The sequence below is a fragment of the Brevibacterium oceani genome (genome assembly GCF_017948325.1).
In the GTDB taxonomy this organism is placed as follows: domain Bacteria; phylum Actinomycetota; class Actinomycetes; order Actinomycetales; family Brevibacteriaceae; genus Brevibacterium; species Brevibacterium oceani.
This window is the reverse complement of record NZ_CP072846.1, coordinates 1,232,862-1,249,619: the sequence shown is the minus strand read 5'-3', so window position 1 is coordinate 1,249,619 and position 16,758 is coordinate 1,232,862. Positions and strand designations below refer to the sequence as shown.

Here is a 16,758-nt window from a genome sequence, read left to right as displayed (position 1 = left end):
TCGTATAACGATGACGGATTCAAGTTATTCCCGCAACGAGGTGGCCCCACCCACCCGGCGAACCTCACATCACCATGCCGCTGGGCAGGGAGAAGCCGAGTTCGGCTGCGGCCTTCTGCGTCGAGGGCTGATGCCAGAACTTCGCCACCGAGGTGTTCGTCGCCAAGGACCGCATCTCGGCCTTGTCGAGGAACAGCACCCCGGACAGGTGATCGGTCTCATGGGCGACGATGCGGGCGGACCAGCCGGTGACCACCTCGGCGATGGGGCCGCCGCCGAGGTCGGTGCCGTGCAGTTCGACCTCCCGAGGCCGGGCGACGACAGCCTGGTAGCCGGGGATCGACAGGCAGCCTTCATAGAAGGCGACCTCGTCCGCGCTTGCCCGGGAATAGGCGGCGTTGAGGACGACGCGCAAGGGCATGGGCTCGCGCTGCCGCACCGCGGCGACCTCGGGGTCGCGGGCGCCGGGGTCCTCGGCGACGAACATCGACAAGCTCACCCCGACCTGCGGTCCGGCCAGGCCGACTCCGGGGGCGGCGAGCATGGTCGCGCGCATCACCTCGGCGAGCTTCTCAAGCTCCGCATCGTCGACCTGTCCGTCGAAGGGTCGCGTCTCGGCGCGCAGCACCGGGTCTCCGGCCTCGACGATGGGTGCGGTCCCATCCCCCGACTCGGCGGCGGTGAGGACAGCGCGGATCTGGGCGGCGATGGTCGCGTCGGCCTCGTGCAACTTCGAAGTCCCTCCGTTGTTCAGTTCGCGCGGTTCTGGGCGCGTGGTTCAGTTCGCGCGGGCGACGATGAGTTCGGCGTGCTTGAGCAGCGGTGCGTCGATCATCTTGCCCTCAAACGCGAAGGCGCCCTTCTCGGTCTTCGCGAGTTCGAGCACGGACTTCGCCCAGGTCAGCTGTTCGTCGCTGGGGCGGAAGGCGTCGCGGACGACGGGGACGTGGTTGGGGTGGATCGAGACCTTGCCGGAGAATCCGGACTGCACGGCGTCCTCGGCCTCGAGCGCGAGTCCTTCGAGGTTCGGGATGTCGGCCCAGATGGAGTCGAGGGCGAACTTGCCGTGGGCGCGGGCGGCGAGCAGGGTCTGGCTGCGCACGTGCTTGGCGACGTCGCGGTAGTCGCCGTCGGCATTGCGCGAGGACCCTCCGCCGAGGTCGGCGATGAGGTCCTCGGATCCCCACATGAGGGCGTAGGCATTGGGTGCGGCGGCGATCTCGGCGACGTTGAGGGCACCCAGTCCGGTCTCGATGAGGGCGATGACCTGGTAGCCGGCGAGGATCGTCAGGTCGGACGCGCGCTGCGACTTCGGCAGCATCACGGCCGTGTAGTCGGTCTTCGCGAGCATCTTCAGGTCCTCGCCGAGGTGCTCTGAGTCCCTGGCATTGACACGCACGACCGTGCGGGCCGGGTCGAGCGGGTAGTCGATGATCGCTTCGCGGGCGGTGTCTTTGTCCGCGTCGTTGACCGCGTCCTCGAGGTCGAGGATGACGATGTCGGAGCGTTCGGCGGCTTTCGTGTACCGGTCGGGACGATCGCCGGGGCAGAAGAGCCAGGCGGGTTTGAACTCGAGGGCCATGGGAGTGCTCACTTTCCTGATTCGGGCCGGTCGTCCGCGGCGTTCCCCGCGTCGCTCGCAGCCGCGTTCGCGTCTTCCCCAGCCGCCGTCGCGTCCTTCGCGTGGCTCGAGTCGAACATCATGGTCTGGCGCACGGCCGTGGCCACGAGGGTGCCGTCCTGGTTGTACCCGCGGTGTTCGAGGGTGACGATGCCCTGACCGGGGCGGGACTTCGAGTTGCGCTTGTCGAGGATCGTCGTCTCCGCATAGAGGGTGTCGCCGTGGAAGAGGGGCGCCGGGAAACTGACCTCGGAGAAGCCGAGGTTGCCGACGATCGTGCCCTGGGTCAGCTGAGTGACCGAGAGCCCGATGAGCGTGGCCAGGGTGAACATCGAGTTCACGAGCCGCTGACCGAACGGTTCGGTCTCGGCGAAGGCGGCGTCGAGGTGGAGGGCCTGGGTATTCATGGTCACGGCCGTGAACCACGTGTTGTCCGCCTCGGTGATGGTGCGTCCGGGCGCGTGCTTGTAGGTCGCGCCGACTTCCATCTCATCCAGCCACAGACCTCGTTGTTCGATGACCTTCTCACCCATGTGTCACTCCTCACTCGTCGTACTGCGAGCTTATCGTCTGGCATGGACACGGAGGTAGCCGGGGCGGGCTTCGTGTCGGGTAGCCTCGGAGTCATCATGGCAGTCGATCGCACGCTCTACCTCGTCACCCACCCCGAGTCCCGCCACCATGTCGAGGGGCGCGTGGGCGGGTGGTTCGACTCGTCCCTGACCGAGCGCGGACGGTCCCAAGCCCGGGCCATCGCCGCCGAACTCCGCAGACGGATCCCGGCCGCCTCGGCGGAGGTGCGTTCGCGGCTCGCTCGGGCTGCATCACGGAGCTGACCGAGGATGCCGCGTTCGGCAATCGCACGCTGCGTCGGCTGGCAGACGTGAGCCACCTCGGCGAGACCTGAACCGGGCTGTTTCGATCAGAACTGAGCCGGGCCACCTCGGCGATTACTGAGGTGACCCGGCACCAGGTCAGGGATGCAGCCAAACGGTCAGCCGACGATCTCGGCGTCGAGGACGTTGAACGCGGAGTTCCAGCCGTCGTAGGCGCTGGCGTCGGATCCGGAGTCGTTGGGGAGTCCGACGACGGTGAAGGTCATCCGCGTGGTGGCGGGGTCGATTTCGTCGAGGATGACGCTGACGAGCGGGGCGTCGTCGATGGCATCGGGGCTGCCCCACGTGAAGTCGAGTCGGCGCGGTTCCTCGATGCGGCGGTAGCGCCCGGCTGTCGGGAACTCCTGCCCGGTGTCGGGGATGCGCATCGTGTAGGTGTATTCGCCGCCGACCCGGAGGTCGACGGTGACGGATTCGCGCGGGGTGATCAGGGTTTCGGGGTGGAACCACCGGGCCATGGTGTCCGGGTTCGTCCACGCATCCCAGACCTGGGCACGCGGTGCGGCGAAGTCCCTGACGATGGTGAAGCTCGGCTGGTCGGTTGTTGCGGTCTCGCTGTTGGTGTCGATGGTGTTCATGATGGTTCTCCTCCTTGAGTCGATCATGGTTCTGTTCAGTTCGTGCGCTGGTCCTCAGGGTGGCGAGCGGACTTCGGAGCATCCTCGGCGAGGATGTCGTCGAGGTTGTCGAAGCGCTGCTGCCATTCCTCGTGTGCCGCCAGCAGCCACTCGGTGGCGCCCGAGAGCTTGTCGGCATTGAGCGAGACGATGCGCCTCTGCGCGCTCTTCGACCGGGTGATGAGCCCGGCGACTTCGAGCACCTTGAGGTGCTGTGAGACGGCGGGTCGGCTGATCGGCAGCGGCTCCGCCAGGTCACCGGAGCTCAGATCACCGGCGCGGAGACGATCGATGATCGCCCGCCGTGTCGGATCGGCAAGAGCGCCGAAGACCAGATCCAGATTCATTGAAGCACTTCCTTAATTAAGTAGCCCCTACAATACAGTTCATAGCTCCGGTGTCAAGGGTCGATGACGATGAATTCGCCGTTCGGCTCCCCCACGGACACGGCGGGTTCGGCTCCCGGGTCCGCATCGGCGGCCGGGCCGACTAGGCTGGGGGTGTGCCGCTTCGGCCCACCCGCTGACTCGAGGAGAGACATGGATCGCGATTCCATCGAATGCTGGCTGACCGATATGGACGGCGTCCTGGTCAAGGAGAGCAATCCCCTGCCCGGCGCCGCCGAGCTGCTTGCCCAGTGGCGGCAGGCTGACATCCCCTACCTGGTGCTGACGAACAACTCGATCTACACCGCCCGTGACCTCTCGGCGCGACTGCGGTCGAACGGTCTCGACGTTCCCGAGTCGAACATCTGGACCTCGGCGATGGCGACCGCCGATTTCCTCTCCAACCAGGTCGAGCACGGCACGGCCTACGTCGTCGGCGAGGCGGGCCTGACCACAGCCATCCACGAGGCCGGGTTCGTCATGACCGAGAAGGATCCCGAATTCGTCGTCGTCGGTGAGACGCACTCCTACTCGTTCGAAGCGATCACCAAGGCCATCCGACTCATCGAGGGTGGGGCGCGCTTCATAGTCACGAACCCGGATGCCACCGGCCCGAGCCCCGAGGGCATTCTTCCTGCCACCGGTGCGATCGCAGCGCTGATCACGAAGGCCACGAACCGTGAGCCCTATGTCGTCGGCAAACCGAATCCGATGATGTTCCGCTCGGCGCTGAACAAGATCGGTGCGCACTCGATGAGCACCGCGATGATCGGCGACCGAATGGACACCGACATCATCGCCGGGATGGAGGCGGGCATGCACACCGTACTCGTCCTCTCCGGGATCTCGACCGCCGAGGATGTCCGCGCCTTCCCGTTCCGGCCGAACGAGATCGTCGCGGGAGTCCACGAACTCCTCGACGTCCCGTTGGAGCAGCAGAGCGATCTCGGCCCCGACGTCACCGGTTCCGCCTGAGCCTCGATTTCCCGTCTGCATCCGATCCGTCGGCCGCGGAGGCGATGCACCCAAAAATTTAGGTCACTATCGGATACTTCTGACCGCGGAAAAGTATCCGATAGTGACCTAAATTTTTGGCGAAAGTGTCCGATAGTGACCACAAGTCCGCGCCAGGAAGTGCGGGGACCGCTCACTGCAGGGCGGACGTCAGCCTCATCGCGGATTCGAGGTAGCGGCGGATGAGCGGTCGCTTCTCCCACTCCTCGAGAGTGAGTTCGTGGCTGGCTTCCTGGTAGTCGGAGATCACCCCGTCGATGTCACCGACGAGATCCCCGCCGGTCGTGAGCAGGCTGATCTCGTAGTTGAGGCCGAAGGAGCGCATGTCCATGTTCGATGACCCAATCACCGCGTATCGGTCGTCGACGACGAAGCACTTCGTGTGGAGCACCTGCGGTTTGGGGTACTGGAAGATCCGCACCCCGGCTTCGAGCAGGGACCGGTAGTACGAGGACTGTGCGTAGTCGACCATGAACTGGTCGGCCTGTTCGCTGACGTAGAGTTCGACGTCGACGCCGCGCCGGGCGGCAGTGCTCACCGCAGCCAGCAGCGATTCGTCGGGCACGAAGTACGGGCTGACGATGGCCAGACGCTCCTGCGCCAGATACATCAGCGATGTGAAGACCTTGAGGTTGGGTTCGGTGGTGAATCCGGGCCCGGAGGGCACGAGCTGCATCGCGCTCGTCTGCCCGCCGACCTCGGGCTCGACCTCATCGCCTTCGTAGGGTCGGATGCCCAGGGAATCCCCGCACTCGGTGTACCAGTCGGTGGCGAACACCGCCTCGACGGTGGCGACGATCGGACCACTGAGCTCGACCATGATGTCGTGCCAGTGCCGGCCGATCGTCACGTTCTTCTTCTTGAGGTAGCTCGAGTCGATCATGTTCTGCGATCCCATCATCGCCTTCCTCCCGTCGACGACGAGGAGTTTGCGGTGATTGCGCAGGTCGATGCGCCGCAGCTTCCCGCGCCACGGGATGAACGGGAGCATGAGGTGCCATTCCATGCCGGCCCGGCTCAGGCGTTTGCCGAGGCGGTGGAAACCGGGGTACTTGCGGGAGCCGATGTGGTCGAAGAGGACCTTGACCTTGACTCCGCGCGCGCTTGCTCGCTCGAGCGCTTGGAAGAAGACATCGGTGGTGGCATCCCAGGCCATGATGTAGATCTCGACATGGGCGTATTCCTCGGCCGAGTCGACGAGTTCGGCCATCCGAGCGATGCTCGCCTCGTAGTCCGAGATCACGCCGTGACTGTCACCGGTGACCATCGGCAGCGCGGTCAGCGCCCGCCCCAGCTGGGCGACGGAGACGAACTCCCGTGGTGCGTCCAGGGAGGGAGGCACATCGGGTAAGTCATCGGCGCCTTCGTGCATGAGCTCATTGGCCTGGGCCTGGATTCTCGCCCGCCGCTGATTGATGTAGGGGCTGCCGAGCATGAGGAAGAGCGGGATGCCGACGATCGGCACGAAGAGGATGAGCAGCAGCCATGCCGATGACGATGAGGGGCGACGGTTCTCCGGGACCACACCGATCGCAACGATCTTCGCGATGTACTCGAGGACGATCCAGCTGATGGACAGCACGGACGGAATCGAGCCCAGCTCGAAATCGAAATTCAGCCGCATGTCCCCCGCTCCTGCTCGTCCGTGGTCGCCGGCGGTCATCTGCCGGTCCGCTCACCCCACCTTAACGGGTGCCGCATGGCGAAGTTCGGCACGCACCGAGGTTCGCCGCACGCCGGAGTTCGGAACACGCGGGTCCTGCATATGGCACCGCCCGCCGTCTCCTGATTCGGATGACGGCGGGCGGATGTGTGAGGGTCCCCGCGCCGAGGCGGCCCCGCGTACCGGATCGCCTGCCCGGCTCAGCGGGTGTGTTCCTCAGATGGCCGGACTCAGATCCCGAGTTCGCGGGCGATGAGCATGAGCTGGACCTCGGTGGTTCCCTCCCCGACCTCGAGGATCTTCGAGTCCCGGTAGTGGCGGGCGACGAGGTATTCGTTCATGAACCCGTAGCCGCCGTGGATCTGGGTGGCGTCGCGGGCGTTGTCCATGGCCGCCTCACCGGCGATCATCTTCGCGATCGCCGCTTCCTTCTTGAACGGCAGTCCGGCGAGCATCCGGGAGGCGGCGAGGTAGTACGCCGAGCGGGCGGCGACGACGCGAGCCTCCATGCGGGCGATCTTGAACGAGATGCCCTGGAAGTCGGCGATGGGGTGACCGAAGGCCTGCCGTTCCTTCGCGTACTTCACCGACTCGTCCACGCAGCCCTGAGCGGCACCGACGGAGAGTGCACCGACGGCGATGCGGCCCTCGTCGAGGATGCGCAGGAAGTTCGCGTAGCCGCGTCCGCGCTCACCCAGGAGGTTCTCTTCGGGCACCTGCACATTGTCGAAGGTCAGCGGGTGCGTGTCCGAGGAGTTCCAGCCGACCTTGTCATAAGCCGGTTCGGCGGTGAAGCCGGGAGTGCCGGTGGGGATCATGATCGTCGAGATCTCGGGGACCTCGCGGCCGGACTTCGAGGTCCGGGTTCCGGTCACGGCGGTGGCGGTGACGAGTCGGGTGATGTCGGTGCCCGAGTTCGTGATGAAGCACTTGGAGCCGTTGATCGTCCACGTGCCGTTCTCGAGCGTGGCCTTCGTCTTCGTCCCGCCGGCATCGGAGCCGGCTTCGGGTTCGGTCAGCCCGAAGGCGGCCAGACCGGAGGCGTCGGTGAGCTTGGGCAGCCATTCCTTCTTCTGTTCCTCGGTGCCGAACCGGTAGATCGGCATCGCGCCGAGCGAGACTCCCGCCTCGAGCGTGATCGCCAGGGACTGGTTGACCCGGGCGATCTCCTCGATGGCCAGGCACAGCGCGAAGTAGTCCCCGCCCATGCCGCCGTACTCTTCGTCGAAGGGCAGTCCGAACAGGCCCATCTGCCCCATCTTCGCGACGAGGTCATAGGGGAATTCGTGCTTGGCATCGAGCTCGGCGCTGACGGGAGCGACCTCCTCGTCGGCGAACTTCGCGACTCCCTGGCGCAGATCTTCGTATTCTTCGGGCAGCATGCCCGGAACAAACGTGTTCATGGTGTCCTCCCCCGCATCACGCGTGGTCGTGGTGGTCATTGTTCGGTTGCTGTATCGGCGGTGGATCCGGCGTCTGCGGTGATCCCGGCGTCTGCGGCGACGTCTTCGTCGACGACGGTGGCGAGCACCTCATCGAGTCCCACCTGAGTGCCGGGGGCGGTGGCCATGGTGACGATGCCGGCGGCCGGTGCGGTGAGCACGTGCTCCATCTTCATCGCCTCGACGACGACGATGGGGTCGCCCTGCTCGACGCGGTCACCTGTGTCGACCTTCACCTCGACGACGGAGCCGGGCATCGGGGCAAGCACCTCAGCGCCCTCGAGTCCGGGCGTGAGCGAGGAGTCGGCCAGCGGTCGGGTGAAGACGTGAATGCCGCGGTCGCCGCAGACCCAGACGCTGCGGTCGGCGGCGTCGGAGAAGACCTGGGCGGTGTGCTGGACTCCGTCGAGTTCGACGTGCCAGATACCGTCATCGTCGACCGTGACCTTGCCCGTGCGTGCTTCGACAGCGTCGGCCTCCCCCGCCGAGGCGAGGGTGACGGTGGGACGGAAGTCGGGCCGTGAGGTGCGCCAGGCGGTGGGTCGTTCCCACGCCGAGGCGGCCGTGCCGTTCCCCTTCATCTGACCTGATCGAATCGCTCCGGTCAGCTCCGTCCCCGCGCTTCCGCCGGTGGCGAGCACCGCGGCCGCGGCGATCTGCTGCGCGGCCTCGTCGACAGGGTGCGCCAGCTGCTCCTCGCTCATCGCGTCGATGAGGGAGGTATCGAGGTCACCGGCGATGACCTCGGGCAGGGCGAGCAGGGTGCGGAGGAAGTCGATGTTCGTCACGATCCCCGGCACCGCCGAGGCGGCGAGCGCGGCATCGAGGCGGGCGATCGCGGCCGCCCGGTCGTCGGCGCGGACGATGAGCTTGGCGATCATCGGGTCGTAGTCGGAGACGATCCGCTGCCCGACATCGAGACCGGCATCGACGCGGATTCCCTCACCTTCAGGGAAGACGACGTCGAGCGCACGCCCACCTGTGGGCAGGAATCCTCTGGAGGGGTCCTCGGCGTAGATGCGGGCCTCGACCGAGTGCCCGGTCAGGGTGATGTCGTCCTGGGTCAGAGGCAGTTCCTCACCGGCACCGACGCGCAGCTGGAGTTCGACGAGATCGACTCCGGTGACCTCCTCGGTGACGGGGTGTTCGACCTGCAGGCGAGTGTTCATCTCCATGAAGAAGAATTCGTCGGGACGGTCGGCGCCGACGATGAACTCGACGGTACCGGCCCCCACGTAGCCCACGGACTTCGCGGTCTCGCAGGCCGCCTGTCCGATCCGGGCCCGGGTCGCCTCGTCGAGCAGTGCCGACGGGGCTTCCTCGATGACCTTCTGGTGACGGCGCTGCAGAGAGCATTCCCGTTCGCCGAGGTGGATGACATTGCCATGCGAATCGGCCATGATCTGGACCTCGATATGGCGCGGGGTCGCGACGAGGCGTTCGAGGAAGAGAGTGTCGTCACCGAAGGAGCTCGCGGCCTCGCGGCGTGCGGTCGCCAGTGCCGAAGGGAGCTCGGCAGCGTCGAAGACGGCATGCATGCCCTTGCCGCCGCCCCCAGCGGAAGGTTTGATGAGGACGGGGAACCCGATGTCGGCCGAAGCGGCGATGAGGGCTTCGTCGCTCATCGCGGCGTCCTTCGTGCCGGGCACGAGTGGGACTCCGCGGGAGGACACGGCCTGCTTGGCGGTGATCTTGTCGCCCATGGTTCGGATCGCGTCGGGACCGGGTCCGAGGAAGACGATTCCGGCGGCCTCGCAGGCGGCGGAGAAGTCGGCGTTCTCGGACAGGAATCCGTAGCCGGGGTGGATGGCCTCGGCCCCGGTCGCCTCGGCGGCGGCAATGACCTTGTCGATGCGCAGATACGATTCGGACGCTGCGGCCGGGCCGAGGTGAACGGCGGCGTCGGCGGCTTTGACGTGCGCGGCCTGGGCGTCGGCGTCGGAGTAGACGGCCACGGTGCGGATGCCGAGCCGGCGGCAGGTGCGGATGACGCGCAGGGCGATCTCTCCGCGATTGGCGATGAGTACGGTTTTGAACATTGCGGGGCTCACATTCTGAAGACGCCGTAGCCGCTGGCACCCAGCGGGCGTTCCATCGGTCCGAAGCGGGCGAGTTCGAGGGCCATGGCCAGCACCTGGCGGGTGTCGCCGGGTTCGATGATCCCGTCGTCCCACAGCCTGGCGGTCGAGTAGTAGGGGTTGCCCTGGGCTTCGTACTGGTCACGGACGGGCTGCTTGAACTCGTCTTCGGCCTCGGCGGACCAGGTCTCGCCGCGTCCTTCGATCTGGTCGCGCTTGACGGTGGAGAGCACGCTGGCGGCCTGCTCACCGCCCATCACGGAGATGCGGGCATTGGGCCACATCCACAGGAACCTGGGCGAATAGGCGCGGCCGCACATCGAATAGTTGCCGGCACCGAAGGAGCCGCCGATGACGACGGTGAACTTCGGCACTCGGGCGGTGGCGACGGCGTTGACCATCTTCGCTCCGTGCTTGGCGATGCCGCCGGCCTCGTAGTCGCGGCCGACCATGAACCCGGAGATGTTCTGGAGGAAGATGAGCGGGGTGCTGCGCTGGTCGCAGAGTTCGATGAAGTGGGCGCCTTTGACGGCGGACTCGCCGAAGAGGATGCCGTTGTTCGCGACGATCCCCACCGAGTGCCCGTCGAGGTGGGCGAAGCCGGTGACGAGGCTCGTGCCGTATTCGGCCTTGAACTCGTGGAACTCAGAACCGTCGACGAGGCGGGCGATGACCTCGCGCACGTCGTACGGGGTGCGGGAGTCCACGGGCACGACCGAGGTCAGTTCGGCCGGGGCATGGGCCGGTTCCCGGGAGTCGACGACGTCCCAGTTGGCCGCCCCCTTGGGCCCGAGCGTGGAGACGATGTCGCGCATGATCTCCAGTGCGTGGGAGTCGTTCGCAGCCAGATGGTCGGTGACTCCGGAGACGCGTGAGTGCAGTGCTCCGCCGCCGAGCTCTTCGGCGGTGACTACCTCGCCGGTGGCGGCCTTGACCAGGGGTGGGCCGCCGAGGAAGATCGTGCCCTGTTCGGAGACGATGATCGATTCGTCGGCCATCGCCGGGACGTAGGCTCCGCCGGCGGTGCAGGAGCCGAGGACGGCGGCCAGCTGCGGGATGCCTGCGGCCGAAAGGGTGGCCTGGTTGTAGAAGATCCGGCCGAAGTGTTCGCGGTCGGGGAAGACGTCGTCTTGGTTGGGCAAGTTCGCACCACCCGAGTCGACGAGGTAGATGCACGGAAGGTTGTTCTCCTTCGCCACTTCCTGGGCCCGCAGGTGCTTCTTCACCGTCACCGGGTAGTAGGTGCCGCCCTTGACGGTCGCGTCATTGGCGACGATGACGCATTCGCGTCCGGCGACCCGGCCGATTCCGGTGATGATGCCGGCCCCGGGGCTCGCGTCCTCGTACATGCCGTTGGCCGCGAGCGGTGAGAGTTCGAGGAAGGGCGTGCCCGGGTCGAGCAGATGCTCGACACGGTCGCGCGGCAGCAGTTTGCCGCGGTCGACGTGACGCTGTCTGGACTTCTCCGATCCGCCGCGGGCAGTGACCTGCACGCGCTCCCGGAGTTCGGCGATGAGCTCGGCATGGGCGTCGGCGTTGACCTGCCCCGTTGCCGGACTGACCGCAGTTCCCACTGCTCTCATTCCCACCCTCATTTCAGTTAATAGTTCTTAACTGACTGCTATGATACTGCTCACAGGCGAAAGTGACAATGCGCGAGCCCCGCTGCCCACGGATCACCGGACACAGGCTCAGAGCGAGGGAAGGAAGTCGGACATGTCGACCGAGGACACGGTCAAGCCGACGGCACGCGCGGCCGCGAAGGCGGCCAGACGCGAGCAGCTGCTCGAGGTCGCGAAGACCCTCTATGCCCGACATGGATTCCACGGCGTCCGCCTCGATGACCTGGGCAAAGGCGCGGGGATCTCGGCACCGGCGGTCTACCGACACTTCTCATCGAAGGAAGCCGTGCTCGAAGAGCTGCTCGTCGGGATCTCGGAGTATCTGCACACCGGCGGTGCCGAGATCGTCGCCTCCGCCGATCTCCCCGCACAGCCCGACTCGGATACCGGCACCGAGGCGGCCGCCACGGCTCATACGGACGCACGGTCGGTGCTGCGCCGCCTCATCGACTTCCATGTCGATTTCGCGATGAGCGAGCCCGAGCTCATCCGCATCCAGGACCGCGACCTCGCCGCTCTGCCCGAGGAATCACGCCGGACGGTGCGCCGGCTGCAGCGCTCCTATGTCAGTCGGTGGGCCGAGGTCGTCGCGCAGTCCCAGCCGGAGTGGACCCTCGAGGCCGCGACGGTGCGCGTCCACGCGGTGTTCGGGATGATGAATTCGACCCCGTACCAGGCCCGACGCTCAAGCGCCGAAGTGGTCGGGGTCGAATTGCGCGCCGCCGCAGCCGCGGCGCTGGGCATTGACTGAGGCTCACGCCTCAGGGGACGATGACGAGCTTTCCGCGGGTGTGTCCTTCGGCGTTGTCGCGGAAGGCCTGCGGCACTTCGTCGAGGCCGTAGGTTCCGGCCACCTCGACGGTGACCCGGCCTTCGTCGACGAGCTGGCCGAGTCGGGCGGTCTCCGATCCGTCGGGGCGGACCCAGATGTAGCGGCCACTATGCTCGGTCACACCCGGATCGGCGACCGAGGCGTGAGCTCCGCCCTCGGCGAGAACGGCCAGAGTCGTCTCGAGCTGTTCGCCGACGAAGTCGACGACGCCGTCGACCTTGCCGCCGGCCACCTCGAGGATGCGCTCGACCACGCCGTCGCCGTAGGTGACAGGATCAGCGCCGAGTTCCCGCAGATAATCGTGGTTGCGTTCGGACGCGGTGCCGATGACGCGGGCACCGTAGGCGACGGCGATCTGCACGGCGAAGCTGCCCACTCCCCCGGCCGCACCGTGGACGAGGACGGTCTTCCCGTCGATCTCACCGAGCGACTCGAGAGTGCGCAGGGCGGTTCCTCCGGCCAGCGGCAGTCCGCCGGCCTGTTCCCAGCTCAGGCTCTTGGGCTTGCGCGCCACGGCACGGACGGGGACGGCGACCTTCTCGGCGAACGTGCCGGTGGAGAGCACGTCCTTTCGGGCGTAGGCGACGACCTCGTCGCCGATGGAGAATTCGGGGGTGTCGAAGCCGAGGCCGACGACGACGCCGGCGACGTCCCAGCCGGGTGTGACCGGGAACTGGGTCGGCATGAAGGCGTCGAGGTGACCGCCGACGAGCTTCCAATCCACCGGGTTGACCCCGGCGGCCCTGACCTCGATGAGCACCGATGCCGGGGGAAGTTTGGGATCGGGCAGGTCCCTGACGATGATGTCGTCGAAGTTCTCGGTGTAGGCGTCGTAGACGGCGGCGCGCATAGCAATGGCCTTCCGGTAGCTGTCAGTGCGGCTGAACTCAGCGTCAGCGTGACTGGACAACACCGGAAGGCCATCAGGCTATTCCTGCGAAGCAGCTGGGGTTACGAGGCTCTCATTCGTAGGTCTCGCCGGTCTTCGCGCGCTCGACGAGCGAGGCCGGCGGGGTGAAGCGATCTCCGTAGGTCGCGGCGAGTTCCTTCGCCCGCTCGACGAACCCGGACAGGCCGCCCTCGTACTGGTTGACGTACTGGAGCACACCGCCCGTCCAGGCCGGGAACCCGATGCCGAAGATCGAACCGATGTTCGCATCCGGCACCGAGGTGAGCACATCCTCGTCGAGGCACTTGATCGTCTCGATCGCCTCGGCGAAGAGCATCCGTTCCTGCAGGTCGGCGAAGGGTTCGGTCGTCGACCCGGATTCGAAGTGGTCTCGCACACCGGACCACAGTTTCGTCCGCTTGCCGTTCTCATCGTAGTCGTAGAAGCCGGCACCGTCCTTGCGCCCGGTCCGACCCTGCTCGACCATCCAGTCGACGACGGCCTCAGAGGGGTGCGCCTCCCAGGTGCCGCCCTCGGCCTCGACGGCCGTCCGGGTCTCCTGACGGATCTTCTGCGACAGCGTGAGCGTGAGCTCATCGGTCAGCTGCAGCGCGCCGGTCGGGTAACCGGCCTGGAGGGCCGCCTGCTCCACCGTTGCCGGCTCCACACCCTCACCGACGGCGGCGACCGCCTCGGCGATGAAGGTGCCGATGACACGGGAGGTGAAGAATCCGCGGGAGTCGGTGACGACGATCGGGGTCTTCTTGATCTGCTGGACGAGGTCGAAGGTTCGGGCCAGGGTCTCATCCGAGGTGTTCGCTCCGCGGATGATCTCGACCAGGGGCATCTTGTCGGCCGGTGAGAAGAAGTGGATGCCGATGAAGTCGGCGTCGCGGTCGACGCCCTTCGCCAACTCCGTGATCGGCAGCGTCGAAGTGTTCGATCCGAGGACCGCATCGGGTTCGACGATGCTTTCGATCTCGCCGAACACCTTGTGCTTGACGGACACGGACTCGAAGACCGCTTCGATGACGAAGTCGACGCCGGCAAGGTCCTCGGCCGAGGCGCTCGGAGTGATCCGATCGAGTACGGCCTGCGACTTCTCTTCGGTCGTCTTGCCCTTCGACAGCGCGGATTCCTCACGCTTGGCGGCGTAGGCCTTGCCCTTCTCGGCGGCAGCGAGCTCGACGTCCTTGAGGACGACCTCGATGCCGGCCTTCGCGGCGGTGTAGGCGATAGCCGCACCCATCATGCCGGCGCCGAGCACGCCGAGCTTCTTCACCTGTCGGGGCTCGTATCCGTCGGGGCGTGAGCCGCCGGAGTTGATGTGGCCGAGGTCGAAGAAGAAGGCCTTGATCATGCTCTTCGCCACCGGGGTGTGGGTGAGGTGGACGAAGTAGCGGGATTCGACGCTGAGCGCGGTGTCGATGTCGACCTGGGCGCCTTCGACGGCGGCGGCGAGGACCGCACGCGGGGCCGGCATCGGTGCACCCTTGGTCTGTCGGCGCAGCAGGGCGGGCATGGCCGGGAGCATCGCGCCGAGCTTCGGCGCTGAGGGTGACCCGCCGGGGATCCTGAAGCCCTCGGTGTCCCAGGGCTGGGCCGCCTCGGGGTTGTCCTTGATCCATGCCTTCGCCCGAGCCTCGAGTTCGGCGGTCGGGGCGAGTTCGTCGACGAGGCCGAGCTTCTGAGCATCGGCTGCCTTGAACTTCGTCGAGGGCAGGATGACCTTCTGCAGTGCGGTCTGGAGTCCGAGCAGACGGACCGTGCGGGCGACTCCGCCTCCTCCGGGCAGGAGTCCCAGGGAGACCTCGGGGAAGCCGAAGCGGGCCGCGGGGTTGTCGTCGGCCGCGATCCGGTGGTGGGCGGCCAGGGCGATTTCGAGTCCGCCGCCGAGAGCGGCACCGCCGAGGGCGGCGACGACGGGGCGACCGAGTGTCTCGAGTCGGCGCAGGACGGCCTTGACGCCTTCGACCGCGGCGAATTCCTCGTCGGACTTCGCGGGGTCGGCGGCGCGGATCTTGTTGAGGTTGCCGCCGGCGAAGAAGGTCTTCTTCGCCGAGGTGAGTACGACGCCGGTGATGTCCTCGACGTTGGCTTCGAGCCACTCCACGGTCGCCTCCATGGCGGCCGAGTAGTAGTCGTTCATGGTGTTGACCTTGGCGCCCGGTTCGTCGATGACGACGGTGACGATGCCGTCGGCATCGGTCTCGTGGCTGTATGCGGTGGCTGTCGTTGTCGTCATGTCAGACCCTTTCGATGATCGTCGCGATGCCCATGCCTGCACCGATGCACAGGGTGACGAGCCCGCGCTTGAGGTCGCGGCGTTCGAGTTCGTCGAGGACGGTGCCCAGAATCATGGCACCGGTGGCGCCCAGCGGGTGGCCCATGGCGATCGCCCCGCCGTTGACGTTGACCTTCTCGTGCGGGATGTCGAGGTCCTTCATCCACTTGAGCACGACGGCTGCGAAGGCTTCGTTGAGCTCGAAGAGGTCGATGTCGTCGACGGTCAGGCCGGCCTTGTCGAGGGCCTTCTGCGTCGCCGGGGTCGGGCCGGTGAGCATGATGGTGGGTTCGGAGCCGGTGACGGCGGTGGAGACGATGCGGGCGCGTGGTTTCATCCCCATCTTCTGGCCGACCTCTTCGTCACCGAGGATGACGAGGCTGGCTCCGTCGACGATGCCCGAGGAGTTCGCGGCGGTGTGGACGTGGTCGATGGCTTCGACCCAGTGGTACTTCTGCAGGGCCACCTCGTCGAACCCGGTCTGGGCGGCGAGCTTGGCGAAGGCCGGGGGTAGCTTCGCCAGCGACTCGGCGGTCGATCCGGGACGCATGTGCTCATCGCGGTCGAGCAGGGTGATGCCGTTGATGTCCTTGACGGGCACGATCGACTTGTCGAAGCGGCCCTCGTCCCACGCCGCGGCGGCGCGCTTCTGCGATTCGGCGGCGAACGCGTCGACGTCGGCGCGGGTGAAGCCCTCGGTGGTGGCGATGAGGTCGGCACCGATGCCCTGCGGGACGAAGTAGGTGTCGAAGTTCGTCGTCGGGTCCTGGGCCCAGGCGCCGCCGTCGGAGCCCAGCGGCACGCGCGACATCGACTCGACGCCGCCGGCGAGGACGAGGTTCTCGAAGCCGGAGCCGACCTTCTGGGCGGCGATGTTGACGGCTTCGAGGCCGGAGGCGCAGAACCGGTTGACCTGGACGCCGGCCACGGATTCGTCGAGGCCGGCGGCGATCGCGGCGACGCGGGCGATGTCGCTGCCCTGTTCGCCGACCGGAGAGACGACGCCGAGGACGATGTCGTCGATCTGGGAGTCGTCGAGGTCCGGGTTGCGCTCGCGCACGGCGTCGATGAGGCCGGTGACGAGATCGATGGGCTTGACGCTGTGCAGCGCCCCGCCGCGGTTCTTGCCGCGTGGGGTGCGCACTGCGTCATAGATGAACGCTTCGCTCATGTGTTCCTCACAGTCTGGATGGAAGACCGACCACAAGATCTGATCGATCGTTCAGTAACATTCGCACCCCCATTGTGTCCCAGTTTCGGGTGACGGGCAACACACGCACGAGCGCCGACGCAAGCAGAGTGAATTCGACCGTAAACCCGCACTTCCGCGACTTCCTCAGTTGTCGAATACCTGGCGTTCCCTTTCGACGACAGAGGTGATTATGATAAGTCGACACATCAGCTCGGAATCCCT

The 16,758-nt window shown here is 66.6% G+C and carries 16 protein-coding genes; 3 read left to right on the top strand and 13 right to left on the bottom strand.

Annotation, left to right across the window (positions count from 1 at the left end; translation table 11 throughout):
* Positions 1 to 64: 64 nt before the first annotated feature.
* The 3 genes from J9314_RS05375 to J9314_RS05365 are packed head-to-tail and all read right to left on the bottom strand — an operon-like array spanning position 65 to position 2,154.
* The gene (locus J9314_RS05375; protein WP_210604868.1) at positions 65 to 730 is read right to left on the bottom strand and encodes a peptide deformylase; all 666 of its coding nucleotides are present in this window, start codon (positions 728 to 730) and stop codon (positions 65 to 67) included.
* 48 nt (positions 731 to 778) lie between these two features.
* Positions 779 to 1,582, bottom strand: a complete 804-nt coding sequence (locus J9314_RS05370) for an HpcH/HpaI aldolase/citrate lyase family protein (protein WP_210605543.1) — start codon at positions 1,580 to 1,582, stop codon at positions 779 to 781.
* An 8-nt stretch (positions 1,583 to 1,590) separates the two neighbouring features.
* Complete coding sequence (locus J9314_RS05365; protein WP_210604867.1) at positions 1,591 to 2,154, bottom strand: MaoC family dehydratase; 564 nt, start codon at positions 2,152 to 2,154, stop codon at positions 1,591 to 1,593.
* A 42-nt stretch (positions 2,155 to 2,196) separates the two neighbouring features.
* Between J9314_RS05365 and J9314_RS05360 the strand changes: the two genes are divergently transcribed.
* The gene (locus J9314_RS05360; protein WP_246490625.1) at positions 2,197 to 2,457 is read left to right on the top strand and encodes a phosphoglycerate mutase family protein; all 261 of its coding nucleotides are present in this window, start codon (positions 2,197 to 2,199) and stop codon (positions 2,455 to 2,457) included.
* A 158-nt stretch (positions 2,458 to 2,615) separates the two neighbouring features.
* Here J9314_RS05360 and J9314_RS05355 read toward each other — a convergent pair whose 3' ends face one another.
* The 3 genes from J9314_RS05355 to J9314_RS05345 are packed head-to-tail and all read right to left on the bottom strand — an operon-like array spanning position 2,616 to position 3,675.
* The gene (locus J9314_RS05355) at positions 2,616 to 3,095 is read right to left on the bottom strand and encodes an SRPBCC family protein (protein ID WP_210604866.1); all 480 of its coding nucleotides are present in this window, start codon (positions 3,093 to 3,095) and stop codon (positions 2,616 to 2,618) included.
* A 35-nt stretch (positions 3,096 to 3,130) separates the two neighbouring features.
* Positions 3,131 to 3,481, bottom strand: a complete 351-nt coding sequence (locus J9314_RS05350; protein WP_210604865.1) for an ArsR/SmtB family transcription factor — start codon at positions 3,479 to 3,481, stop codon at positions 3,131 to 3,133.
* Positions 3,482 to 3,534: 53 nt separating this feature from the next.
* On the bottom strand, positions 3,535 to 3,675 hold the full coding sequence (locus tag J9314_RS05345; RefSeq protein ID WP_181274685.1) for a hypothetical protein: 141 nt from the start codon (positions 3,673 to 3,675) through the stop codon (positions 3,535 to 3,537).
* Here J9314_RS05345 and J9314_RS05340 point away from each other — a divergent pair.
* Positions 3,674 to 4,495, top strand: a complete 822-nt coding sequence (locus J9314_RS05340; protein WP_181274684.1) for an HAD-IIA family hydrolase — start codon at positions 3,674 to 3,676, stop codon at positions 4,493 to 4,495. The two genes, J9314_RS05345 and J9314_RS05340, sit on opposite strands and share 2 nt — an antisense overlap.
* A gap of 172 nt (positions 4,496 to 4,667) precedes the next feature.
* Here the strand turns inward: J9314_RS05340 and cls are convergent, their stop codons facing one another.
* From cls to J9314_RS05320, 4 genes are all read right to left on the bottom strand, one after another.
* The gene (gene cls / locus J9314_RS05335; RefSeq protein WP_210604864.1) at positions 4,668 to 6,158 is read right to left on the bottom strand and encodes a cardiolipin synthase; all 1,491 of its coding nucleotides are present in this window, start codon (positions 6,156 to 6,158) and stop codon (positions 4,668 to 4,670) included.
* Between the two features lie 269 nt (positions 6,159 to 6,427).
* The gene (locus tag J9314_RS05330) at positions 6,428 to 7,600 is read right to left on the bottom strand and encodes an acyl-CoA dehydrogenase family protein (protein WP_210605541.1); all 1,173 of its coding nucleotides are present in this window, start codon (positions 7,598 to 7,600) and stop codon (positions 6,428 to 6,430) included.
* A gap of 35 nt (positions 7,601 to 7,635) precedes the next feature.
* Positions 7,636 to 9,678, bottom strand: coding sequence for an acetyl/propionyl/methylcrotonyl-CoA carboxylase subunit alpha (locus J9314_RS05325; protein WP_210604863.1), 2,043 nt, complete (start codon positions 9,676 to 9,678; stop codon positions 7,636 to 7,638).
* 8 nt (positions 9,679 to 9,686) lie between these two features.
* Entirely contained in the window at positions 9,687 to 11,300 is a 1,614-nt protein-coding gene (locus J9314_RS05320) for a carboxyl transferase domain-containing protein (RefSeq protein ID WP_210604862.1), read from the bottom strand.
* A gap of 133 nt (positions 11,301 to 11,433) precedes the next feature.
* On the opposite strand from J9314_RS05320, the gene J9314_RS05315 reads away from it, so the two are divergent.
* Positions 11,434 to 12,090, top strand: coding sequence for a TetR/AcrR family transcriptional regulator (locus J9314_RS05315; RefSeq protein WP_210604861.1), 657 nt, complete (start codon positions 11,434 to 11,436; stop codon positions 12,088 to 12,090).
* Positions 12,091 to 12,100: 10 nt separating this feature from the next.
* Here J9314_RS05315 and J9314_RS05310 read toward each other — a convergent pair whose 3' ends face one another.
* From J9314_RS05310 to J9314_RS05300, 3 genes are all read right to left on the bottom strand, one after another.
* Positions 12,101 to 13,021 (bottom strand): NADP-dependent oxidoreductase, encoded by a 921-nt coding sequence (locus tag J9314_RS05310; RefSeq protein ID WP_210604860.1) that lies wholly within the window; start codon positions 13,019 to 13,021, stop codon positions 12,101 to 12,103.
* 112 nt (positions 13,022 to 13,133) lie between these two features.
* Entirely contained in the window at positions 13,134 to 15,305 is a 2,172-nt protein-coding gene (locus J9314_RS05305) for a 3-hydroxyacyl-CoA dehydrogenase NAD-binding domain-containing protein (protein WP_210604859.1), read from the bottom strand.
* A gap of 1 nt (position 15,306) precedes the next feature.
* Positions 15,307 to 16,515, bottom strand: a complete 1,209-nt coding sequence (locus J9314_RS05300; protein WP_210604858.1) for an acetyl-CoA C-acetyltransferase — start codon at positions 16,513 to 16,515, stop codon at positions 15,307 to 15,309.
* Between the last annotated feature and the right edge of the window lie 243 nt (positions 16,516 to 16,758).